The 22,749-nt window shown below is 53.9% G+C and carries 19 protein-coding genes; 8 read left to right on the top strand and 11 right to left on the bottom strand.

Annotated elements, in window-relative coordinates:
- Positions 1 to 7: 7 nt before the first annotated feature.
- Positions 8 to 1,669, bottom strand: a complete 1,662-nt coding sequence (locus tag RJP21_RS03000) for a two-component system sensor histidine kinase NtrB (protein WP_310858037.1) — start codon at positions 1,667 to 1,669, stop codon at positions 8 to 10.
- A 361-nt stretch (positions 1,670 to 2,030) separates the two neighbouring features.
- Between RJP21_RS03000 and RJP21_RS02995 the strand changes: the two genes are divergently transcribed.
- A complete protein-coding gene (locus RJP21_RS02995; protein WP_310858036.1) occupies positions 2,031 to 3,308 on the top strand; it encodes a BaiN/RdsA family NAD(P)/FAD-dependent oxidoreductase in 1,278 nt (425 codons plus the stop codon).
- 71 nt (positions 3,309 to 3,379) lie between these two features.
- Here the strand turns inward: RJP21_RS02995 and RJP21_RS02990 are convergent, their stop codons facing one another.
- The gene (locus tag RJP21_RS02990; RefSeq protein WP_310858035.1) at positions 3,380 to 4,651 is read right to left on the bottom strand and encodes an ABC transporter permease; all 1,272 of its coding nucleotides are present in this window, start codon (positions 4,649 to 4,651) and stop codon (positions 3,380 to 3,382) included.
- A gap of 51 nt (positions 4,652 to 4,702) precedes the next feature.
- Entirely contained in the window at positions 4,703 to 5,422 is a 720-nt protein-coding gene (locus tag RJP21_RS02985; protein WP_310858034.1) for an ABC transporter ATP-binding protein, read from the bottom strand.
- 233 nt (positions 5,423 to 5,655) lie between these two features.
- On the opposite strand from RJP21_RS02985, the gene RJP21_RS02980 reads away from it, so the two are divergent.
- Complete coding sequence (locus RJP21_RS02980; protein WP_310858033.1) at positions 5,656 to 6,123, top strand: MarR family winged helix-turn-helix transcriptional regulator; 468 nt, start codon at positions 5,656 to 5,658, stop codon at positions 6,121 to 6,123.
- A 133-nt stretch (positions 6,124 to 6,256) separates the two neighbouring features.
- On the opposite strand, the gene RJP21_RS02975 is transcribed toward RJP21_RS02980, so the two are convergent.
- The 4 genes from RJP21_RS02975 to RJP21_RS02960 all read right to left on the bottom strand — a co-directional run bounded on the left by RJP21_RS02975 (position 6,257) and on the right by RJP21_RS02960 (position 9,963).
- Complete coding sequence (locus tag RJP21_RS02975; protein ID WP_310858032.1) at positions 6,257 to 7,795, bottom strand: MDR family MFS transporter; 1,539 nt, start codon at positions 7,793 to 7,795, stop codon at positions 6,257 to 6,259.
- A 190-nt stretch (positions 7,796 to 7,985) separates the two neighbouring features.
- Positions 7,986 to 8,573, bottom strand: a complete 588-nt coding sequence (locus RJP21_RS02970; RefSeq protein WP_310858031.1) for a GNAT family N-acetyltransferase — start codon at positions 8,571 to 8,573, stop codon at positions 7,986 to 7,988.
- Positions 8,574 to 8,751: 178 nt separating this feature from the next.
- Positions 8,752 to 9,201: a disulfide oxidoreductase gene (locus RJP21_RS02965; protein WP_397386160.1), complete on the bottom strand. Its 450-nt coding sequence runs from the start codon at positions 9,199 to 9,201 to the stop codon at positions 8,752 to 8,754.
- 30 nt (positions 9,202 to 9,231) lie between these two features.
- Positions 9,232 to 9,963 (bottom strand): DsbA family protein, encoded by a 732-nt coding sequence (locus RJP21_RS02960; protein ID WP_310858030.1) that lies wholly within the window; start codon positions 9,961 to 9,963, stop codon positions 9,232 to 9,234.
- A gap of 310 nt (positions 9,964 to 10,273) precedes the next feature.
- Between RJP21_RS02960 and RJP21_RS02955 the strand changes: the two genes are divergently transcribed.
- Positions 10,274 to 11,290, top strand: coding sequence for an alpha/beta hydrolase (locus RJP21_RS02955; RefSeq protein ID WP_310858029.1), 1,017 nt, complete (start codon positions 10,274 to 10,276; stop codon positions 11,288 to 11,290).
- Between the two features lie 238 nt (positions 11,291 to 11,528).
- A complete protein-coding gene (locus RJP21_RS02950; RefSeq protein WP_310858126.1) occupies positions 11,529 to 12,008 on the top strand; it encodes a GAF domain-containing protein in 480 nt (159 codons plus the stop codon).
- Positions 12,009 to 12,118: 110 nt separating this feature from the next.
- On the opposite strand, the gene RJP21_RS02945 is transcribed toward RJP21_RS02950, so the two are convergent.
- Positions 12,119 to 14,167, bottom strand: coding sequence for an endonuclease MutS2 (locus RJP21_RS02945; protein ID WP_310858028.1), 2,049 nt, complete (start codon positions 14,165 to 14,167; stop codon positions 12,119 to 12,121).
- Positions 14,168 to 14,741: 574 nt separating this feature from the next.
- A complete protein-coding gene (locus tag RJP21_RS02940; RefSeq protein WP_310858027.1) occupies positions 14,742 to 16,433 on the bottom strand; it encodes a glycoside hydrolase family 13 protein in 1,692 nt (563 codons plus the stop codon).
- Positions 16,434 to 16,740: 307 nt separating this feature from the next.
- Here RJP21_RS02940 and RJP21_RS02935 point away from each other — a divergent pair, with 307 nt between their 5' ends.
- Positions 16,741 to 18,021, top strand: coding sequence for an ArsB/NhaD family transporter (locus tag RJP21_RS02935; protein ID WP_310858026.1), 1,281 nt, complete (start codon positions 16,741 to 16,743; stop codon positions 18,019 to 18,021).
- Between the two features lie 87 nt (positions 18,022 to 18,108).
- The gene (locus RJP21_RS02930; RefSeq protein WP_310858025.1) at positions 18,109 to 18,399 is read left to right on the top strand and encodes a hypothetical protein; all 291 of its coding nucleotides are present in this window, start codon (positions 18,109 to 18,111) and stop codon (positions 18,397 to 18,399) included.
- A 39-nt stretch (positions 18,400 to 18,438) separates the two neighbouring features.
- Here the strand turns inward: RJP21_RS02930 and RJP21_RS02925 are convergent, their stop codons facing one another.
- Positions 18,439 to 19,368 carry a hypothetical protein gene (locus RJP21_RS02925; RefSeq protein ID WP_310858024.1) on the bottom strand — a complete coding sequence of 310 codons (930 nt, stop codon included), beginning with the start codon at positions 19,366 to 19,368 and terminating at the stop codon, positions 18,439 to 18,441.
- Positions 19,369 to 19,560: 192 nt separating this feature from the next.
- Between RJP21_RS02925 and RJP21_RS02920 the strand changes: the two genes are divergently transcribed.
- Both RJP21_RS02920 and RJP21_RS02915 read left to right on the top strand, forming a co-directional pair.
- Positions 19,561 to 20,334, top strand: coding sequence for a peptidylprolyl isomerase (locus RJP21_RS02920; RefSeq protein WP_310858023.1), 774 nt, complete (start codon positions 19,561 to 19,563; stop codon positions 20,332 to 20,334).
- Positions 20,335 to 20,652: 318 nt separating this feature from the next.
- Complete coding sequence (locus RJP21_RS02915; RefSeq protein WP_310858022.1) at positions 20,653 to 21,387, top strand: ZIP family metal transporter; 735 nt, start codon at positions 20,653 to 20,655, stop codon at positions 21,385 to 21,387.
- Between the two features lie 29 nt (positions 21,388 to 21,416).
- Here RJP21_RS02915 and RJP21_RS02910 read toward each other — a convergent pair whose 3' ends face one another.
- A complete protein-coding gene (locus RJP21_RS02910) occupies positions 21,417 to 22,598 on the bottom strand; it encodes an MFS transporter (protein ID WP_310858021.1) in 1,182 nt (393 codons plus the stop codon).
- Between the last annotated feature and the right edge of the window lie 151 nt (positions 22,599 to 22,749).

The following is a 22,749-nucleotide window of genomic DNA, read 5'->3' as shown; positions in this document are numbered from 1 at the left end:
TTTCGGGCTAGGATTCGGCAGCCGGAAGCGAGATGATGAACGTCGTTCCTTTCCCTTCTTCCGATTCCACCGCGATTTTGCCGCCATGCCGCTCCACGATGCTCAGGCAAAGGGCAAGTCCAAGCCCCGTCCCTTTGGCCTTCGTCGTAAAAAACGGCTCGAACAGCCGCTCCTGGCGGCTTTTGGACATGCCCACACCGGTATCCTTGACGATCAGCTCCACCGTGTTGTCCGTTTCCCTGAACCGGGTTTGGATGGTCAGCTTCCCTTTTTCGTCCATCGCCTCCATCCCGTTCCGGGCCAGATTCAAAAGCACCTGCTTGATCTCCTTGGCATTCAGGTGTAGCTTCGGCACTTGCTCGTCCAGCAGCAGCTCGATCGTTTGCCCCCGCAGATTCGCGTCCGCCCACAGCAGCGGGCTCAGATCGTTGATGATCTGATGGAGATGCCACTGCTCTTTTTCGGCAATCCGGTTTTGGGCAAGCGACAAAAAGTCGTTGATAATGCCGTTCGCCCGGTCCAGCTCCTCCATGACGATCCGGTAATAATGATCAAGCGAATCGGGGCTTTTTTCCTTCATGAGCTGTAAAAAACCCCGCACCACCGCCATCGGATTCCGGATTTCATGCGTAATGCTGGCCGCCATCTGCCCGACCAGGCTGAGCCTTTCCACATTCACCAGCTCGGTCCGCAGCCGCTCCAGCTCCGTAATGTCCTGGATGACGAGAACGGCTCCGAGAATCTCGCCGGTATAGCTGTTCGTGAGCGGCGAGGTGCTCGTATAGTGGATCTGCGATCCGATCCGGATCAGCTCGTTGTCCATTTTAACTCCGTTTAAGGCTTGGGCAATCCGGCTTTTGATATAATCCTCCTCGTCCATGTCGACAAACGCGCTGAGCGGCTGCCCCAAAATATCGTTTTTGGTCAGCTCCGGCGACCGGCTTTTGAACAGCCCCATCATCATTTCGTTTACGCTGGTGACCCGCCCTTCGGTATCGACCGACACCATGCATAGCGGCGCCACGTCCATCACCTGCTGAAGTTTTTCTTCCTCCCGAAGGTATTTCTCCGAGATGCCTTTGATTTGTTCGGTCAGGAGCAGCTTCTCTAGCGCGAATTCGATCATATAGATCAAGGCCGCGCCGGCAAAGACGGTGATCAGTATGTAAAACAACAACATCAGAAGCGGACCCGCATCGGAGAAGCTGAGGTTCGGGTCTTCGATAATCGGGGACGACGTAAGCAGAAGCATCGCGGGCAGGAGGCACACCCACAACTTGTTAATTTTGTCGTTAAGGGTTCCCATCCGGAATCTGGGGGACATCCAAACCAGCAGCGGATAGAATAACAACCCCGTATGCAGGATCGCACCCGAATAAGACCAGTTTTCGTTTGAAAAGTAATCGCAGAGCAAATACAGCCCGGCCAGAGGAAGGCCGCTTTTGTATCCCCCGTACAACATGCCGATAAACAGGGGTAAAATGCCCAAATTCAAGGGGATCAGATGAAACAACGAAGAAGAGAAAAAAGAACACATGATAATGCTGAGCGCACTGGATATGATGATAACGACTTCGAACCCGGCGGCCCGCAGTCTCTTCTTCCTGCCGAGCAGACGGACGTATTTGTCCAAGCTCAGCGGAAACAAAAACGCGAAAGACCCCGCCATGAGCACCTGTGTTATAATGTTTTTCAGCGCATAGATAATCGCAATCCATCCTCCCTTCGGGGTGGCGTATACAATCCATTCACTTGAGGACACGGGCGTTATTCGGTTTTTGCGACAAATGACGACAAATTTTATTGGTTTAGTAAAGTATAAATCAGAACGCTGCGAAAATCATGAGGTTTATGTATGAAAAAACGCATAAAATCGCGCTTTTCTGGAGACGGTGCGCTGCTTCGAAAAGCAATGTACATGTAGATTAAAACATAGGCTACACTATATTACAATATACCCTGAAATATCCTATAAAGGTGCAATTAAAAACAAAGATTCATCAGGTTTTGAGAACAAAGGAGAGAACGATTTGAAGCAATATGATGTCATCGTCATCGGGGGCGGATCGGCCGGGCTGATGGCCGCCGTTGCGGCCGCAAAGTTTGGCGCATCCGTGCTGCTGCTCGACAAGGGCGCCAAGCTTGGGCGCAAACTGGGGATTTCCGGAGGAGGGCGTTGCAACGTGACGAATGCCAAGGAAACCGAGGATCTGATCGCCCATATCCCGGGCAACGGCCGCTTTTTATACAGCGCATTCCAGCACTTTAACAACCGCGACATTATGGCGTTTTTCGAAGGGCTGGGGATCGCCCTGAAGGAAGAGGACAACGGAAGGATGTTCCCGGTTTCCGACAAGGCGGCAAGCGTCGTCAACACGCTGATCGGCGAAGTCCGCCGATTGGGCGTCGACATTCAAACCGACACTCCCGTATCGGAAGTCCTTTATTCGGAGGGCCGCGTGTCGGGGGTAAAACTCGCCACGGGCGATATCCGCCGGGCACACGCAGTCATTGTCGCGACCGGCGGCAAATCGGTGCCGCATACCGGCTCGACGGGCGACGGTTATCCTTGGGCGGAAGCCGCCGGGCACACCATTACCGAGCTCTATCCTACGGAAGTTCCCATCGTGTCGCGCGAAAGCTGGATTGCCTCCCGGGAGCTGCAGGGATTGTCGCTTCGCGACGTCGAATTGTCGGTATGGACACCCAAGGGGAAAAAGCAGATCGGGCACCGCGGGGACATGATTTTCACCCACTTCGGCCTTTCGGGTCCCATCGCCTTGCGCTGCAGCCAGTTCATCCGGCAGGTGAAAAACAAATTCAAAGTCAACGAGGTCGACATGGCGGTCGATCTTTTCCCTGACCTGCCCGCCGGCGAGTTGGACCGGATGCTGCGGGACAAGCTTGAAACCGAACCGAAAAAAGCGATCAAAAACGTGCTGAAAGCGCAAATTCCCGACCGCATGCTTCCGCTGCTCATGAACAAGGCCGGACTGGACGGCGACGCGACCTTCGCCCATCTGCCGAAGCAGCAGTGGTCGGCTTTTATCGATATATTAAAGAAGTTTGTCATCAAGGTGACCGGCACCAAATCGATCGAAGAGGCATTTGTCACCGGCGGCGGGGTCAACCTGAAGGAAATTAATCCGAAAACGATGGAATCCAAGCTGACGGAGGGACTTTTTTTCTGCGGGGAAATTCTCGACATCCACGGCTACACCGGCGGCTATAACATCACGGCGGCCTTCTCCACCGGTTATACCGCGGGAATGCATGCGGCGCAGCTAGCGCATCCCGCTTCCGGCTGAACGTTTAAAGTTAAGGATGCCAAAAACCTCCCGGGTTTCGCTTTTGCGATGCGGGAGGTTTTTTGGTGCGTTCACATCTTCTTATTCAACAGGAACATGCGCATCAGATAAGGCACCGCCCAGCTGACCGCCGCGCCCAGCGGTATGAAGCCGATCGCCGCGAGCCATGGATTCAGCCTGGTAAACAGGACAAGCGCCGAAGCCCAGACCGAATAAGGCAGCAGCAGCCCCTGCATCGCCGCCAAACCGGCCTGCATGCCGTGTTCATCCGGCCAAGGAAGCAAGGACACGAAGGCGTCCTCCCTAAATGCAGACCATTGCAAAAACAGCCAGTACGCGATAAGCGCATGAAGAGCCAGAAACGCAAGGATCTGTATCTTGACCGGCAAAGAAACGAGCACCAGCGTGCTGACCCCGGCGAAACGCAAATATAGAGAGCGATGGCCCGGATGGCGAAGAAGCGATTTGACCATCGCGCCGGCGATTCTTTTGGCGGGCATCCGGGAACGGAACACGGGCCGGGACTTTCGGAAAAGCCATGTTTTGCTGCGGACGCGGCGCGGCTTATCCACGGAATGGCTCAACAAGAGACCCGTCAATCGGGTGCGTTTGACCAGATCCTCTTGAACGTCATGCATAAACGTGCCGCGCAGTCCGAGCCTGAACTTCAGCAGCAGCAAGCTAATCAGCGCCATCACGAGCGCCCCGATCCAAAGAACGACTCCCTGCTGCCAAAAGATGATCGCGAAAGCCAGATAAGCCGCGACGGGCAAAACGGTGAACGGAACGTAAAGCAGCCACCTGCGCACACCCTTAGCCTGCACCTTAATCAGATGCCGCGACCACATCAGCACCCATTCAAAAGCGACGGTTGAAGCAAGCAGCCCTCCTGCAGCCAAGCCGTCCGCATGAAAACGCCTGAACAGGAAAGGCAGAAAAACAAGATAACAAAAGGACGTTTTGACGGCTGCCGCGGCCATGCTGTACAAACCGCTCCGCAGCATGATTCCCCGCAGCCATTCCCTGCGCTGCACCAAAAACAACACGTCCCCTTCCCGCACCAGCAGCAGGATTCCTCCCAATGAGGCAATAAGCAAAAGCAGGACGGGAACCAGCGGAAACGGAAGCATGCCCGCCCAATCCGGCAGCGGTTCCTTCCATAACCCGTAATACAGCCGTCCGCCAAGCAGCAGCGCGGGAACGAGAATATACAACAATACCGTCCAATCGTCCGCGACGGACCGCAGGACGGCCGCCGTTTCCTTCCAATGGCTCCGGAGCCTTCGCCGGAACAGGCTTGCGGGGTCCGGGAATAGATATCCTTCTTTTTCCTTGGTCATCATCGTACAGGTCCTTTCTGTCCGAAAGAGACGGCCCTTCCGGACAACGAAGCGTTATGTCAGCGCGTCGAAGCAGTCGAACAGCGACGCTTCGGAAAGCCCGGCGGTTTCCCGGATGTCGGACAACGTCCCTTCCGCAACGGTAGCGCCGCCGGAAATCATGACGAACCTGTCGCAGATTCTCTCCGCCGTATCGAGTACATGCGTTGACATCAGCACCGCCGCGCCGCGTGCGCGCTCCTCGTCCAGCAGCCGCAAAAAATCCTTCGTCGCGCGCGGATCCAGACCGATAAACGGCTCGTCCACAATGTACACATCCGGTTCGCTCAAAAATCCGAGCATCAGCATCATTTTCTGCTTCATGCCTTTGGAGAAGCCGCCAGGCAAATCATGCTTGACTTCCTCCATGCCGAACTGGCGCAGCAGCCTGTCCGCTTCCCCGCAAAACTTTTCGTAATCGAGGCCGTAAACGGCCGCGGCCAAATCCATGTGCTCCCACAGCGTCAAATCGTCGTGAAACACCGGCTGCTCCGGAATGTATGCGTATCTTCCCGCGCTGCCCAAAAACGCGACGTCGGTTTTCGCGTATTTCAGCAGGCCGAGCAGCGTTTTGATCGTCGTGCTTTTGCCCGCGCCGTTCGGGCCGATCAGCCCCAGCAGCTCGCCGGCGTACACCTGAAAGGCGATATTTCGGATCTTTGGATGGCCCTCCTCGTATCCCGCTTCCTCAATGGCGACGTCCAGCAGCGGCTGTTTCGCGTGTTCCGTTTCCATGCCAACCTTCTCCCTTCAAAAAGCCTCACCGGCTTTTAGCGCATTCTACGGTGTGTTGCAAATAAACGTCAATCGGGCGGTACCCGCATTGCCGCAAATTTTAATGTTTTAAAGCTGATGGATTGTGACAAATCGCATGTTTTTCGGGCGGGCCGAACGTTTATGATATATATACAATACGATTCAGGCTGCGGACATGTTTCAAAATATCGAACAAAAGGGCGGGATTGAGGATGATTCACGCGCAAAAACGGGACACCGAACTATCATTGCACCTGTATCGGGTGTTCGCCAAAAGCTTCAAAAGCGTAAGCGAGCACGCCGTCGTCGGCGCCAAGTCCGAAGGGTTTCACCCGACGGCTTTTGCCGTTATGGAAATGCTGTATTGCAAGGGAGCGCATCCCATTCAGCAAATTGGTTCAAGCCTGCTGCTCCAAAGCGGAAACGTCACGTATGTCATCGACAAGCTCGAACAACGCGGCTGCATTCATCGCAGACCCTGCCCGACCGACCGCCGCGTCATTTACGTCGAACTGACGCCGGAAGGCGAAGCTCTGATGAGCGAGCTGTACCCCAGATACGGCAGCCGGATCCATCATGCTTTCAGCGGCCTCGATGACGAAGAAAAATCCGAGCTGATCCGACTGCTGAAAAAAATGGGGACGCAGGCGGAAAGGCTTATGCCTTCATCCCAGAAATAACCTGCATACATAGGCCTTGACCGGGACGCCATCTCCCTGTCGGCCTCTTTTTTTGCCCGAAGTGCTTCATGAAAAAAAGGACACCCCTTGAACCGGTCAATTTCATCCGGGGGTGTCCTTTCCTGCAGTTACCTTATACGCCGGGGTTGTCCCCGGCTTTTGCCGTTTCGGGCTCCTCCTCCGGCGACGGCACCGTGTTCCGAAGCGCCAGAACGGAAATCAGGCTGATTACCGCGATGACTCCCATGACGACGTACAGCGAATGGAGACTGCCCTCCAGCACATGCTTCAACTGATTCCACAATTCCTTCGGCATATCCGCGCTGCCTTCCGGCGTCAGCAGCCGGTTGATATCCTCTTGTTTCACATGTTCGAGGCCCGGCTGACGGGAAATCCGGCCGGCCATGCTCAGATTGATGTACGTTCCGAACACGGCGACGCCGACCGTCTGCCCCAAGGAACGGACGAACGTGTTCAGCGCCGTGGACGCTCCCCGCAGCGAGTACCCGACCGAAGACTGGGCGATGATCGTAAACACGGTGGTCGAGTACCCGAATCCCAAACCGTAAATGAAGGTGAAAATCAAAAGCACATAGTGCGGGGTGGATTCGTTAATAAGGGCAAGTCCGACCGCGCCGATCACGATGCCGGCCAGGCCGATGGCGCTTGTCTTGCGCGAGCCTGCCGTCAGGATCAGCCGGCTTCCGAACACCGAGCCGAACAGCCAGCCGATCGACATCGGGGCCATCGTCAGGCCCGACAGCGTCGCGTTTTTACCCATCACGCCCTGAATCCAAAGCGGCGTATAGGTCGTTAACCCGATCAGCAGGGCGCTGGTCAGAATGCTCGCCACCGTGGACACCGAGATGTCGCGGATGCGGAACAGCTTCAAGGGCAGCATCGGCTCGGCCGCGCGGTTTTCGATGAAAATAAACATGACGAGCAGAACGGCCGCCAAAACAAAACATCCGATCAACAGCGGCGAGCTCCAGCTGAAATATTGCCCGCCGGTCGCAAGCGCAAACAAGAGCGCGGTCATGCCGACCGTAAATGACGCCGCTCCCGCCACATCGACGGATGTTTTCTCCCGCTTATCCCGGCTTTCATGGAAATAGCGGGCGATCAGCCACATCGAAACGACGCCGAACGGAACGTTAAAACCGAAAATCCAGCGCCAATTCAAATAATCGACGAAATAACCGCCGACGAGCGGCCCGATCAGCGAGGATATGCCCCATACGGAGCTGATCAGCCCCTGGATTTTGGCACGCTCCTCAATCCGGTACACGTCGCCGATAATGGTAAACGTCACCGGCACGATGGCTCCGGCGCCGATCCCCTGGATCGCCCGGAACGCGATGAGCTGTTCCATGTTTTGCGAAAAGCTGCAGAGCAGCGAGCCGAGCACGAACAGCAGCGAGCCGATCTGGAATACCAGCTTGCGCCCGTACAGATCGCTGACTTTGCCGAAAATCGGCGTCGACACGGCCATCGTCAGCAGAAAAGCCGTAAATATCCAGCTCAGCAGTTTCATGCCTCCGAAACTGCTGATGATGGCGGGCCCTGCGGGCCCCGTGACCGTCCCTTCAATCGCCGACAGGAACGTCGATACCAATATACCGATCAGAATGAGCTGGCGTTTGGAATGTAGAACTTCGGATTGAACAGACATGGGTTTCCTTTCTGGACGACGAGGAAAAAGAACCGCTGCGCCCGGTTACGCACCGTTCGCCCTGCGCCGCGCAGCTTGCGGGGAACCCAATGGCGGCTCCTTCCGCTGCGCGAGTTCCCGATCGTCATCATATATGTTGTATTCGCATCAGGCGGTTTCTATTTGATTTTGATAAGGTTTCCATTCCATGTCAACTCCTAATCCTCAAAATTTCCGAATGAAACCTCCAATCCGGGCGCAGCAGCGCGTGCATATCGGCATCCACGAAACCCTGATCCGTATGCCGGTACTGCCGGAGCCGCCCTTCCAGCGTAAATCCGAGCGCATGAAACAACCGTCCGGCACGTTCGTTGCGGGGATCGGCCAACGCTTCCAGGCGGTTTAGCCCCATCTCTCCGAAAGCGTAGTCGATGAGAAGGCCGACGGCTTCCCGCATGTAACCGCGGCCCCAATAAGCGCTTGCCAGCTCGCAGCCGATTTCCCCGCGGTAAGCTCCCTCAAGCTGCCACCAGTTCAAACCGCAGCTGCCGATCAATCCGCCGTCCGACGCATGAATCCCCCACCTCAAGCCGTCGTCGGTCAGGGATAGACGGTTAAGCAGGCCGATCATTTCCGCCGCGGCCTCCGCATTCGGCATGTCGGGAAGATCCGCATACCGCCTCACCTCGGGGTCGGCCCAACATTCGTACATCGCTTGCGCATCCCGGGCGGAAAGACGGCGCAGGATGACGCGCTCTCCCTCGAGTTCCGGAATGCTGCCTTCGCAGCGGTATAGCATATCTTGTCCCTCCTTAGATAAAAAAATGGCTGTATGCGCGCCACTCGCAAATAAACGAACTTCCCCCATCTGTGACCCAGCCGCGATAGTTTTCAACGGCTGTATGCGCCGGCACGTTTGAAAAAAGCGCTTGTCCCGTCCGGTTTCGCCGGTTGGCGGGCAAGCGCTTGCGACATGCTTAGGCTTCCTGTGCGTTATCCTTCGGTTCGCGTCCCGCCCAAAGCAGCAGGACGATGAGGATGAACGCAATCAAGGCGAGAAGCGGAATGGTGATGAATCCGAACCAGTTCAAGTAATCGAAATTACACGGAATCCCGACGGTGCACGGAAGGGCTTTGGCCAACGCCGGAATTTTCTGCTCCAGATAATGGTAGATGGAGATGCAGCCCCCGATGACGCTGAGCGTCATGGCATAGGGGATGATTTTGCGGTCGTTCTTGTAGCTTGCAATCCCGAGCAGGATGACCTCCGGATACATGAAAATCCGCTGAAACCAGCACAGCTTGCATGGCTCGTAACGCATGACTTCGCTTAAGTACAAGCTTCCGCCCACAGCCACGATGGATACAATCCAAGCCATGTACAGGGCATACGGACGTATAGACGCCAAGAAACGATTGCCTCCCATCGTTTTAACTCCTTTTTCTCCAAAGTTTCGTCATTCTTTATTTTGCTCGGCCAGCTTCTTCTCGATAAACGGTTTCAGCACGGGATAGTTCATGGAGGCTTTTTCGGAAGCCATCTCCCCGTTAACGAACAACGTCGGCGTGCTCATGACGTTCAGTTTCCGCGCCAAAGCGTTTTGGCTGTCGATTTCTTTTTGATACGTTTTTTCGTCGATATCCTTGCGGAGCTGGTCGTAATCAACCTTGATGTTCTCCGTGCGGGCGAGGTTCACCAGGAAATCCGGCGTTGCCCACTCGGTGTTTTCGTCTCCTTGGTTTCTGTAAATCGCCTCGTAATATTTCCAGAATTCATCCTTGTTCTGATGGAACACGGACTGCGCGGCCAAGGCGGCGGTATTGGAATCCGCTTCCGGACTGATAATGAGATAATTGCTGAAGTACAGGGCGGCTTTGCCCGTATCGATGAAGTCTTTTTTCAGCTGCGGCGAGATATCTTGGGTAAAATACTGGCAGCTTGGACATTTGTAATCGCCCATTTCCACGATTTTGACCGGTGCATCCGGATTGCCGAGCACAGGCATGGAGCTGTAGTCGAAGTTGCCTTCCTTGGACGATGAACCCGGTCTGATGATGATCAGCAGCAGCACCAATACGACGATGCATGCGCCCGTGATCCACATGACCCGCTTCATGCGCTTCTCCTGCTGCTCCCTTTGGGCCTGTCTCTGCGCGATTGTATTTCCCGGCTTTTTCTTGGCTTTCATAAATTGCCGACCCTCTCCTCTCTTCGAACCAAAGTTCGAGGCGACTTGGCATGATTTTTTGGTTTCTTCCTTATAATAGCTGCATAATGGCTGCAAAAAAATGCTGCATGTCCACTTTATTCTAGCATCTTGCTCTTTGAAAGGCTATATCATTGGGAAAGGATCTTGCCGTTACAGACGCCCTCTTCCCGAATTCGTCAGATTTTATCCATTTTTTTGGTAGGCGGCGTCGCCTTTTGCGGTTAAAATTGGTTAAAAACGCATATACTAATGCCCTATCGATCAATAGCCATCATGGAGGTGAGCGGAATTGGAATGGTGGGTCATCGTCCTGATTGCAGCGGTTGCCGCGCTTGCGGCCGCAGGTATTACCCAATATGCATTCATACAAATGACGCAAATGAAAGCGTTAAGTTACCAGCAGATTTTTGAAGCTTTCGAACAGGCAGGCGCCCGCTTCCGCGATTATTACGAGCCGCTGAAAAAGGAAAACGTCGAGATCAGAAGCCATGACGGCCTCCGACTGAACGGAGTTGTCGTCAAAACGGAGCAGCCTTCGGCCAAATGGGTCATTCTCGTGCACGGGTATACCACTTCCCTGCCCGCATCCATTCCGTTTATGGAAATGTTCCGCGAGGAAGGATTCAACCTGCTGCTCATCGACCAGCGCCGGCACGGCAACAGCGAAGGCAAATACACGACATACGGCTACCATGAAAAACACGACGTCGCGGCCTGGGTGCGATTCATTAAAAAGACGTACGGCCAAAACTGCATCATCGGCCTTCACGGCGTTTCGCTTGGAGGCGGCACCGTGCTGGAATATTTGTCGCTGCCGGAAGCCGACGCCAAATTCGTCATCGCCGACTGCCCTTATTCCGATTTGACGCGTCTGATGCACCATCAAATGCAGCGCTTAAACCACATCCCTGCCGCCGTGTTCCTCCCTTTGGTCAACGTCCGGCTGCGCAAAAAGGCGGGGTTTTCGCTGAAGCAGGTCAGCCCGGTCCGCACCGTGCAAAGCAGCAGCGTGCCCGTCATGTTTATCCATGGCACCAGGGATGATTATATCCCGCCGTCCATGAGCGAGGATCTGTTCGCCGCCAAAACGGGAACGAAAAAGCTTCTGCTTGTCCAGGACGCGACGCACGGCTTTGCGTTGGATGCCGACCCCGTCCTGTACAAACGGTCGGTGCAGCAATTTGTGCGCGAAGCGCTGGCGGGCGCAGGCAATCCGGCGGAAGCCCCGGAGCAGGCCGTGGTGCTTCCATGGCCGGAAAAAGCGGATTATGGCGGATTCGAATTGACGGAAGCCCCTAATGGTTAGGCCCGGCTTGGTATTTATCCGTTCACGCGCAACAAATTACCGCAAAAAAATCCCCCTCCGTCATATACCGAAGGGGGGATTTTTGCTGCATCGGCCGAATAATTGCAGCTCCACATGGAATAAATATCCAAAATTTGATCCTCGCTTCAAGCGCATAGCATCTTTTGCTTGACGCGGAGGCCATTCCTGTATACTATCTTTTATAATTAACCAACGGTTAAAAGAAAGGTGGAGTATGATGTTTCAAGCACTTCCCTATGAAGGAAACCGGAGCGAGCAGTTTGCGGCCGTTCTGGAACAACTGAAATCTCTCATTCACGATGAACCCAGCTCCATCGCCAATCTGGCCAATGCATCGGCGCTGCTGAACAGCTTTTTGCCGGATATCAACTGGGTAGGCTTTTATTTGTACGACGGGCAAGAGCTGGTGCTTGGTCCATTCCAAGGTCTTCCGGCATGCATCCGCATTCCGCTGAACCGCGGCGTATGCGGCACGGCGGCAGCCGAACGCAGAACGATCGTCGTGGACGATGTTCACGAGTTTCCGGGACATATTGCCTGCGACGCGGCATCGAACAGCGAAATCGTCGTTCCGCTCGTCAAGAACGGAAAGCTGCTGGGCGTACTCGACATCGACAGCCCGCTCAAAGGGCGCTTCGATCGCGAGGAGCAGCAGTTTTTGGAGCAGTTTGCCGAAATCATCATTTCAACATTGTAATTTTCCGTTTTAAGAGGCGGCCTTTCGCGTCAGCGAAAAAGCCGCTTCTTTTTTTGTTTGATTTCGGGGAACCCGCATGATTTGATCACGCGTCCCCCGCCTGACGCCAGTTACATGTCTTCCGGTTTGCGAATGATCGTTAAGCCCTCCACATGTTTTTTCTGCATCAATTTGTTTTTTTTCCGGTTTTCCTTGCTGTCGAGAATGATGTCGAAGTCATAATCCTCCGGGTAAAGATTTCCCTTCTCAATATACAGCTTCAGCCGCTTCTGGTTGATCTTCAGCTTTTGCTTCTGGACCATGACCCCCACCATGCCCTTTGCGTCTTCTTCCTGGTACACGATCCCGACGCGCTGAAGCGAGCTGACATATACCGCGTCTCCCACTTCAAGCTTCCGCGGTTTTGCCGCTTCTTCTGCTTCCGTTTCGGCTGAGTTCACTTCCGGCTGTTCCCTATTTCGATCGCCTTTGCCCTCCCGCTCTGCCAGATGTCGGTTTTCGTCATCTTCAGGCAGCGGCCCATCTTCATGATGCCGAGGCCCACCCCCGAGGTCGTCCGCCATCGGGGGTGGGCTGCTATCCGTAACCGTGGCGGGCGTTCCGCTTTCTGTTCCCGGCGCTGCCAATACCGTTCTTTGGCTTTGCAAAATATCTCTGGACCGCTGGGTGATGCCGTAAGGCATGCCGAGTTTAGTGGCGATTTCGATGGCGTAACTTTGGCCGGATTCGCCGATCGTCAGGCGGTAGAGCGGTTCAAGCGTGTTAACGTCGAATTCCATCCTTGCGTTTTGAAAACCCGGGGTGCGGGAAGCAAACCCCTTTAATTCGTTAAAATGGGTCGTGACCATCATCATCCCCCCTCTCCGGTTCAATTCCTCCAAAATCGCGATCGAAAGCGACATGCCTTCTCCGGGATCGGTCCCGGCGGCAAGCTCGTCGATCAGAAGCAGCGTAGAACGGTCCGCCGTCTCCACCATCGCGATCAGCCTGCGGATTTGGGCGGAGAACGTGCTAAGCGATTGCTCGATGCTCTGTCCGTCGCCAATCGCCGTCATGACCTTATCGAATACGGCGAATATGCTGCCCTCCTCCACGGGCACAAGCAATCCGGATTGAACCATCAAGGTCAGCAGCCCGAGCGTCTTCAGCGCTACGGTTTTGCCCCCCGTATTCGGTCCGGTAATGATCAGCGAGCGGTAGCCGTTTCCGAGCTCCAGCTGGAGCGGCACCATCGTTTTCAGCATAAGCGGATGTTTGGCTCCCCGAAGCCGGATAAATCCCCTGTCACTCAGCTGTACGATCCGCCCTTCAATGGAGCGGCCATATTTGGCTTTGGCGAAAATAAAATCGTAGTTTCCCGTAATGTCGATGTTCAATAGCAGATCCGCGCCCGAAGCTTCCAGCAAGCCCGTCAGCATGCTGAGCACCACGCCTTCCTCCCGGGCCTCATCCGCTTCCAGCATCCCAAGCTCGGTCTGAAGCTGCGAAATTTCCTCCGGCTCGACGAACACCGTTTGTCCGCTGGTGGACTGGTCGAGCACCGCGCCTTTGATTTGCTTATGGTACTCCCGCTTGACCGGCACGACGTACCGCCCGCCCCGGACGCTGATCAGATGCTCCTGCAAAATCGACCCGTGCCGGGACAGGATCGAGCTCATTTTTTTCTGGATCCGTTCTTTGACCACGGCGATCTTTTTCCGGATCTTCTCGAGCTGCTTGCTCGCCTGGTCATCCACCTTGCCGAAGCGTATGCAGCGTTCGATCTCGCTTTTCAGCCGCGGCAGCTCCTGCATCGATAAGGCGTAACTGCTGACGGTAGGCGCAACGTCCCGTTTGCCCGCCATATATTTCATCAGCTGGCCGCAGCTGTGCAAAAACGTCTGCACCGCCGCAAAGTCCTGCTCCGTAAACAAATACCCCGTGTGCAGCAGCGAAACGATGTGCTCTATTCCTTCCAGCGACGGCAGCGGCACGCTCGCCCCTTTCTCCAGCAGCGCCTTCGCTTCCGCCGTTTCCTTCAGCGCCGCTTCGATCGCCCGCAGGTGATTCCCGGGCATCAGTTCGTCGATATGTTTCCTTCCTGCGTAGGACACCGCATATTCCCGCAGCATTTCTTTCACTCTGTCATACTCCAGCATGTTCATTGTCATGTTATCCATAACATGTGAGCCTCCTAATGAATGGTTTCGATTCGGAACAGGCGCTTCAGTCCCATTCCAAAATGCAAAAAGGGACAAAGAACGCTACGCGCGAGTTCTTTGTCCCTTTGTTTTCTGCCGCTTCATTTCCCTGTTATTGCGACGGGGTCGCCGGCTTGATTATGAATCAGCCGCTAACGATAAAGCCCCCTATGAACGCAAAAAAACCGTGCTGCAAGAGCACGGTCGTCAAAAAGTTCCTCGCTGCCGCAATCGCCGCATAACGAAGATACTTTTATGAATAACAAAGAAAGAAACAGCAGCCAAGGCGCCGTTTGATGCTTCGCGTGTTCTTAACTATTTTCCATGACCGCGCGAACGAAACAGACGTAAAGCATGCGTACAGCTTCGTCCTGCCGTTCAGCTTGAAAAGGCGCAAGGAAATAAAGCTGCCTTAACAGGCAAGCTTGACCCGGTCTTTTCGAGCGGTCTTCGTATGGAATTGGATTAGTTAAGAACAACCACCGACATCAAAATCTCTCCTTTGGATGAGGATGAGGTAAACTTAACAATATTTTTCATCGATGTCAAGCCTTTATGCCCGAAGCATGTACACCCGGGCTTCATAGGGGCGCAAACGGAAGGCCAAGCCGAGATCGTCTTCCCCTGAAACGTCGTAATTGGAAATCAGCAGCTCTTTTTCGGACAAGTTCAGTCCCTGCGGCAGCTCCAGCTCCGGCTCTCCGCCGAAAAAATTCAAAATGACAAGCAGCTTCGCATCATCCAGCGTCCGCGTGTATACGTATATTTCCGGGTCGTCCGGCAGCAGCAGCTCGTATTTCCCGTACACGATCACCTCATGCTCCTTGCGAAGCGCAATTAGCTTTTTATAGTAATAAAAAATCGAATCGGGATCCTTCAGCGCCGCCTCGACATTGATTTCGCGGAAATTCGGGTTCACGGCAATCCATGGTTTGCCTTCCGTAAAACCCGCTTCTTGGGTTCCGTCCCATTGCATCGGCGTTCTGGCGTTGTCCCTGCTCTTTTTGCGGATCGCCTCCATCACTTTTTCCTTAGGCGCCCCCCGCTTCAATTGATCCCGGTAAAAATTATGCGTCTCCACGTCCCGGTAGTCGTCGATCGAATCGAAGGCGATGTTGGTCATGCCGATCTCCTCGCCTTGATAAATATACGGCGTTCCTTCCAGCATGTGCATGTAGGTGGCCAGCATTTTGGCCGATTCCACCCGGTATTTGCCGTCGTCCCCGAATCGGGAGACCGGCCGCGGCTGGTCATGATTGCACCAATAGTTGGCGTTCCAGCCCTGGTCATGCAAAACGGTCTGCCAATTGCTCATGACCTTTTTCAGGTCAAGCAGGCTCCACGGACGAATGTCCCATTTTCCCGAACCTCCGGAGAGAGCGTCAAGCTGCATATGCTCGAATTGAAACACCATGTTCAGTTCTCCCCGCGTATCGCCGACATAGCACAAAGCCTCTTCCGGCCCCAGGCCGGAAGTTTCGCCCACCGTCATAATATCGTAGTGGAACAGCACCTGCGAATACAGCTGATGCAGCAGCGTATGTACATGCTCCAAGTTGGAAAACAGCTCGTAGGCCCGGACCGTCGGCAAATGATGCGGATTGTCCCCGTCCGGCAGGCCGACGGCTTTGGCGATATGCGCGATGGCGTCGAGGCGGAAGCCGTCCACCCCTTTTTTCAGCCACCACTCGACCATCTCATGCATGCAGTCGACAACCTCATGGTTTTCCCAGTTCAAGTCCGGCTGGTGTTTCGAATACAGATGCAGGTAATATTCGTCCGTCGTTTCGTCGTATTCCCAGACCGAACCGCTGAAATACGATTCCCAGTTGTTTGGAGGACCGCCGTTTTTCCCTTTGCGCCATATGTAATAATCCCTTTTCGGGTTATCCTTCGACGACCGCGATTCGATAAACCACGGATGCTCGTCCGAAGTATGGTTCAGTACGAGATCCATCATGATTTTAAGACCTCGGGCATGGGCTTCCCGCAGCAGCTCGTCAAAATCCTCCATCGTGCCGAATTCCTTCATAATGTCCTTGTAGTCGCTGATGTCATAACCGTTATCGTGATTCGGCGACTTATAGATGGGACAAAGCCAGATGACATCGATCCCGAGTTCCTTCAAGTAATCGAGTTTCGACAGAATCCCGCGCAAATCGCCGATCCCGTCCCCGTTCGAATCCATAAAACTGATCGGATAGATTTGGTACACGACGCTTTCCTTCCACCATGTTTTCTTCATATCCGTCTCCTTCCTTGCGCATCAGGCGGCTTATCTTTACAACCCGGCGGAATCCGTTTATAATAGATGTACACTAATTTTCAAATTCCCTTTCATATGAGGGGCAACTGGTGTTTCAAATCGCATAGAATAACATTTGGAGGAGCCTGCCACGCGCGGGCTCCTTTTGTCTTTTTTAGCCTTCTCGTCTTTTTTGGAGTCCGTATGCGGCAATCTTCTCCTGTGACCAAAGGAGGAATCGGATCATGTACAAATGACCATGCTATTTTTTACGGACTGCATCTAGAAAAGAACGGGGAGGAACCTTATGGAACAACAAGCAATTTGGGCTATCGTCATTTTTTTGGTTGCGTATGCACTGATTATTTCGGAAAAAATCCACCGTACGATCATCGCCATGATCGGCGGCGTGCTGATGGTGATTTGCGGGATCGTGAGCCAGGAAACGGCCATCCATCATATCGATTTCAACACGCTTGGGCTGCTCATCGGGATGATGATTATCGTGAACATTACGGCGGAGACGGGCCTGTTCAAATACATCGCCGTCTGGGCCGCGAAAAAAGCGAAAGGCCGCCCGCTCGCCATCCTGATCGCGCTGATGCTGCTGACGGCGCTCGGATCGGCATTTTTGGACAATGTGACCACCGTCTTGCTGATGGTGCCGGTTACGTTTAGTATTACACGCCAGCTTCGGGTCAATCCGCTGCCTTTCCTGATCACGCAAATCATTGCCTCCAATGTCGGCGGCACGGCCACCTTGATCGGCGATCCGCCGAACATCATGATCGGAAGCGCGGTCAAAGAGCTGACGTTTATGGCGTTTATCCAGAACCTGGCGCCGATTGCAGTGATTCTCCTTGCACTGTTGGTGCCGATTTTCGTCCTGCTCTTCCGCAAGCAGATCAAAACGACGCCTGAACTGATGCAAAGCATCATGGATCTCGATGAAAAGGAATTGCTGACGAACAAAAAGCTGCTGATCAAATGCCTTGCCGTGCTCGGGCTGACCATCGTCGGATTTTTTATCCATCAGCTCGTGCATATCGAATCCGCCACCGTCGCATTGGCCGGAGCTTTCCTGCTTTTGATCCTGACCGGGGAACATATGCTGGAGGAAGCATTCGCCAAGGTCGAGTGGCCGACGATCTTTTTCTTTGTAGGATTGTTCGTGCTTGTTGCGGGATTGATCGAAACCGGCGTCATTTCCACTTTGGCCGAGAAGGCGGTTGCACTCACCGGGGGCAACCTAACCTCAACCTCGATGCTTATTTTATGGTTAAGCGCAATCGCCTCGGCGTTTGTCGACAATATCCCGTTTGTTGCCACGATGATCCCGATGATTCAGGATATGGGCAGCATGGGAATCAGCAATCTCGAGCCGCTGTGGTGGTCTCTCGCGCTTGGCGCCTGCCTGGGCGGGAACGGCACGCTGATCGGCGCCAGCGCCAACCTGATCGTGGCCGGCATGGCGGCCAAGGAAGGATACCCGTTGAAATTTACGACGTTTTTGAAATACGGCTTCCCGATCATGATTTTGTCGATCGTTTTGTCCAGCGCATATGTATATCTTAGATATTTAATGTGATGAGGATGATGGACCGGGTTCTAATCGGCCGGAATCATGGGGATAAATGAAGTATGGAGAAAACTTGACCGAAATGGAGGCGCCCGCATGCTGATTTACCGCTGCAACGAGGATGTTGCCAGCATCACGGAAACCGTCAACGGAGAGGATGTCGAATTTCGCATCCGTCTGCTTCAGGAAGAGCCTTATTTGAACCGTCTGCGTGAGATTCGGAAGCACTTCGAAGACAACGACGTATACACCGACGCGCTGTTTTACGTCTATAAAAACCATGAGTATGGCGCCATCGTGCGGAAAGACTATTACGTCGATTTCGTGCTTGCGCTGATGAAGCATGGTTTGCTCCGCAGCGTCGAATGGAAGGAAGATGTAACGTAGTTTGGAGGGCAATCGCCCTCCTTTTTTCATGCATGCAGGTCATTCCGCCGTTTCGATCACGTATTCGTATCTTCTTTTCACGTCTGCCAGGCGCGCTTCCAAGCTGCGCTGCTCCGCTTCGATCTGGCGAACGATGCCTTTGACCGCATCCAGCTTCTCCTCTACCTGCGACAGCGTATCGTTGATCCTTCCCTGCACCATCCAGTCGGAAATGAACCCGTCGAAAAAATAATCCGAAAACCGTAAAAAGCTGCCGATGTCGATTTCGATGGACAGATGCATTTCTACGTCCTTCAGCTCTTTGCCGAACCGGCGCAAGCTGGTCTGCGCATCATGAATGTAGCCCATGGCCTCGTCGATTTTGTTATGTTTGATGTGCGTGGACAGCATGCCGCCGCCAAGCATGTCGTAAGTGCCCCAATTGCGGGCGGACTGCAAATAATCCCGAGCCTGTTCCATATCATGGAGGACGGAGCGGCCCGCCTGCACGGCCTCCTTCATTTCCTTCAGATGTATCGTCAAGTCCGCCTGCCGCTCCGCCAGCTCCGACAGCTCCCCGTGCTGCCGCAAAATGGCTTGTTCTTTTTCCTGCAAAATCCGTTCATATTCGAATTCCGAATAACGCACCTCCCGGAGCAGCTTATCGGTTTCCTGGCATTGCTTGGTGATGTCTTCGACGGCCCGCACCGCCGCATCGTATTTCGCTTTCGCCTCCAGCACCTCGAGCTGTACGCGCTCCAGCTTTTCCTCTTTTTTGCCGATGAGGCCGAAGAACAACCCGGATAAGGAAGCTCCGGTCAAGCGTTCCACGTCCTTTTCCTCGTCCGCGAGCCTCTGCTTCCAGCGATCCGCTTCCCGTTCGCGTTCCTCCCGCTCCGCTTTCAGCTCCTGAAGGCGTTTCTCCCATTTGGTTTTGTTCCTTAGGCTCTCCTTCAGCTCCGTCAGACGGGCATTTGCCGCCTCGAACATCCGCATCCCTCCATGTCAATTTTTACATTCATTACCTGTTTAAACGTTACGTCTTGGGAGAAGTTTCAAGAAAAGCGGAAACAACCGTTTTTTGCCGAAGGAACGGGCCCAAAAGGGGCGCGCTAGATTTTGCCGCGAAAAATCGCTATCATAAGACATAGTGAAAATGCATAAGGAGTGAACATCCCATTCATGAAACTAAAAAAAGCTTATTTCCCGCTCATCATCATGATCGTGGCCATGCTCGTTCTCGGCGGCTGCGGCAAAAAACCTGTAGCATCGTCCGAGGCCAGCCAGAATCAAACGCAGGAAACGCAGCAGCCGCAGGACAATGCGAAAGATAAGGATAGCAACGCATCTCAGGAGACAACGGATAAAGATACGAACGCATCACAGGAAACAACGAATAAAGATACGAACGCCTCTACAAAAACAAAAAGATGGACCAGCCCGCCGGCGATGCAAATTAATACGAGCAAAACCTATGAGGCCGAAGTCAAAACGTCCAAAGGCACGTTTACGATCCAGCTGTTCGCAAAAGACGCGCCGAAAACCGTCAACAACTTCGTGTTCCTGTCCAAGCAAGGCTTTTACGACGGCGTCATTTTCCACCGCATTATCGAATCGTTTATGATTCAAACCGGCGACCCGACGGGAACCGGCGCGGGCGGTCCGGGATATGCCTTCGAGGATGAAAAAACGAGCTACAAATACGAGCCGGGAATCGTCGCGATGGCAAACGCCGGGCCGAACACGAACGGCAGCCAGTTTTTCATCTGCACGGGCGAGGACAGCAAGGATTTGAACCAGATTCCGAATTACACCATTTTCGGCAAAATTACCAGCGGCATGGACGTCGTGAAAAAGATCGCCGCCACGCCGGTCGAAGTAAATCCGGACACGGATGAAAACAGCAAACCAACCGAAAAAGTAACGATCGACGGCATTACAATCAAAGAGAAATAAATGACAAAAAGCGCCCTGCAGCCATTGAGCTGCGGGGCGTTTTGTACATTATAGCGTATATAAATTTCGGGGCTCCCCGCTAAAGCACCTGAATCAGCTTCGAAGCCAAGGCCCCGCTTTGCGGGGTTATTTTATTTGGATTGCGATGGAAATCTACAAATCTACCACGCCCTATCGGAATTTGCGCCTTGCGCCGCAACTCCCTAAAGAATCCCGACGATCATGAAAGAATTTCTTTTGCGAATAGAGTCCGACGCTGGATCATATGGTTGTACAAGTGAGATTTTCGGCAGTCAGCCATACCAAAAGGAGGACAAGATGAACACCATTTTGCTGGGAAGTCTGGCGACTTCCATCTGCACTGCCATAGGCGCGCTGCCGGCGCTCCTGTTTAGCAACGTCACGCATCGGGGAAGGGATATCCTGCTCGCGTTTACCGCAGGCATCATGGTGGCCGCTTCGACGTATGGCCTCATCCCGGCCGCGCTGAAATTATCGAACCTTTGGATTCTGACTGCCGGCACGATTCTGGGTACCGTGATACTCACCTTGATGGAGCTGCTTATTCCCCATCAGGATCCGGGACATGCCCTGCACGGCGAAAATAACGACCGGACAAGCTCTCTCATGTTCCTTTCCGCGATGGCGCTGCACAACCTGCCGGAGGGGCTTTCCGTCGGAGTCAGCTACGGCAGCACCAACCAGGATCTGGGGACGATCGTCGCGCTCAGCATCGGTCTGCAAAATATTCCGGAGGGCTTTCTCACCGCCTTGTTTCTGATCACCCATGGGATGCGCCGGCGTTGGGCGCTGCTCTTGGCCGCCTTTACCGGCGTCCTGGAGCTTGCCGCCTGCTGGGCCGGACTTCGCTTCACCGAAACCTTCCATGCCGTCGTCCCTTACGGCCTGGCCTTTGCCGCCGGGGCCATGCTGTTTGTCGTTTATAAAGAGCTGATTCCCGAAAGCCACGGGGACGGCAATGAACGGGCAGCGACGTTTTCTTTCATTTTCGGCCTGCTGACGATGATTGGGCTGACCCATCTGCTGCGTTAAGGCATTCGTTCATAATATAGCCGGTACGCTCAATCGATGACCGCAGCGGACGGCCTCCGGGATACGCCGAATATTTTCGCCTTGGTTACGATCAAAACGAGCCCCATCGCCGCAAAAAGCATGCCGCACCAAATGAGCTGGTGGATGCCGAAACGGGAAATGAACCAACCGCCCGCGGATGAGCCGAGCGTAATGCCCAAATTGGAAAATGAAACAAACAGGCTGTTGCCGAATTCGGGCGCTTCCTTGACCTCGCTCATCAGCCACGTCTGGCTGACGATCAGACCGCCGGAATGAACGATGCCCCATAAAAAAACGACCGGCAGCATCGGAAGAAAAGAACTCCCGAAGACATAAACGAGCAGATACAACACGAGGTACAGCAGCGGAAACGCCATTGTCGTGCCAAGCATATTTTTTTGCAGCAGACCGCCGAACAGGAAGTTGCCGCCGATCATGATCACGCCAAACGCCAGCAGCATGGCGCTGACCCATGTGCCGTTCATGCGCGTGACCTGCCCCAGGTATTCGGCAAAATAGCTGTAGACCGAAAACATGGCAGCAAACATGCAGCAGACCGCCGCAACGTTCAGCCACAAGGCCGGTTTGCGCAGTACGCCGAGCTGCTTGGCGTAAGACATTTTTTCTTGGGCGGGCATGGACGGCATCAGCGCCAAAATGCCGATGAACGCGACCAAATTGACCGCAGCCGCAAACAAAAAGGCCGTTTCCAGCGACACCTGCTCCGCCAAATACGAAGTCAGCGGTACGCCGAACGCGAAACCGACCGTGATGCCGGCAAAAACCTTCGTCACCGCCTGCCCGCTTTTTTCCGGGGAAACCAGCTGCGAGGCCGTGACAAGCGCAATCGAAAAAAACACCGGATGGAACAAGGCCGGAATAATCCGGAAAACCATCAGGACGTCAAACCGGCTTGTCAGCACGTAAAACACGTTGGAAACCGCAAACATCAACACCGCCGAACTTAAAACCGCTTTGCGGTTCAAGCCGGATGCAAGCAATGTGGCAAAGGGACCCGAAACGGCGACGACCAGCGCAAAAATGCTGACCAGCAGCCCCGCCTGCGATGCGGATACATGGAATTTCTCCGTTACCTGGGGCAATACGCCGACGATTCCCATTTCGGTCGTGATGATGCCGAAAACGCCCAAAGACAAAATCATAATCAGCATCGTTGTTTTACTTTTCATGTTGTTTTCTCTCCAATTCAATTAAAGTCATAGCTACATATCTATATATATGGATATGTTAACGCAAAAAAATCCCTTCTGACGTGTTTGATCTCCTCCCGACCGTTTGACCTGCCGTTGAGTCCTCCGACATTATACATCCATTTATCTA

Source organism: Paenibacillus sp. VCA1 (genome assembly GCF_031583795.1).
Classification (GTDB): domain Bacteria; phylum Bacillota; class Bacilli; order Paenibacillales; family Paenibacillaceae; genus Paenibacillus_AQ; species Paenibacillus_AQ albilobatus.
This window is presented reverse-complemented; position numbering and strand designations above follow the sequence as displayed.

Coding starts and splice junctions, on each gene's coding strand:
- RJP21_RS02975 (WP_310858032.1), bottom strand. CDS start 7,795: ATGTCTGTTCAATCCGAAGTTCTACATTCCAAACGCCAGCTCATTCTG.
- RJP21_RS02965 (WP_397386160.1), bottom strand. CDS start 9,201: ATGGGAGGCAATCGTTTCTTGGCGTCTATACGTCCGTATGCCCTGTAC.
- RJP21_RS02920 (WP_310858023.1), top strand. CDS start 19,561: ATGAAACTAAAAAAAGCTTATTTCCCGCTCATCATCATGATCGTGGCC.
- RJP21_RS02945 (WP_310858028.1), bottom strand. CDS start 14,167: ATGGATAACATGACAATGAACATGCTGGAGTATGACAGAGTGAAAGAA.
- RJP21_RS02970 (WP_310858031.1), bottom strand. CDS start 8,573: ATGCTATACCGCTGCGAAGGCAGCATTCCGGAACTCGAGGGAGAGCGC.
- RJP21_RS02935 (WP_310858026.1), top strand. CDS start 16,741: ATGGAACAACAAGCAATTTGGGCTATCGTCATTTTTTTGGTTGCGTAT.
- RJP21_RS02985 (WP_310858034.1), bottom strand. CDS start 5,422: ATGGAAACGGAACACGCGAAACAGCCGCTGCTGGACGTCGCCATTGAG.
- RJP21_RS02925 (WP_310858024.1), bottom strand. CDS start 19,368: ATGTTCGAGGCGGCAAATGCCCGTCTGACGGAGCTGAAGGAGAGCCTA.
- RJP21_RS02940 (WP_310858027.1), bottom strand. CDS start 16,433: ATGAAGAAAACATGGTGGAAGGAAAGCGTCGTGTACCAAATCTATCCG.
- RJP21_RS02930 (WP_310858025.1), top strand. CDS start 18,109: ATGCTGATTTACCGCTGCAACGAGGATGTTGCCAGCATCACGGAAACC.
- RJP21_RS02980 (WP_310858033.1), top strand. CDS start 5,656: ATGATTCACGCGCAAAAACGGGACACCGAACTATCATTGCACCTGTAT.
- RJP21_RS02915 (WP_310858022.1), top strand. CDS start 20,653: ATGAACACCATTTTGCTGGGAAGTCTGGCGACTTCCATCTGCACTGCC.
- RJP21_RS02910 (WP_310858021.1), bottom strand. CDS start 22,598: ATGAAAAGTAAAACAACGATGCTGATTATGATTTTGTCTTTGGGCGTT.
- RJP21_RS02950 (WP_310858126.1), top strand. CDS start 11,529: ATGTTTCAAGCACTTCCCTATGAAGGAAACCGGAGCGAGCAGTTTGCG.
- RJP21_RS03000 (WP_310858037.1), bottom strand. CDS start 1,669: ATGGCGGGGTCTTTCGCGTTTTTGTTTCCGCTGAGCTTGGACAAATAC.
- RJP21_RS02990 (WP_310858035.1), bottom strand. CDS start 4,651: ATGATGACCAAGGAAAAAGAAGGATATCTATTCCCGGACCCCGCAAGC.
- RJP21_RS02960 (WP_310858030.1), bottom strand. CDS start 9,963: ATGAAAGCCAAGAAAAAGCCGGGAAATACAATCGCGCAGAGACAGGCC.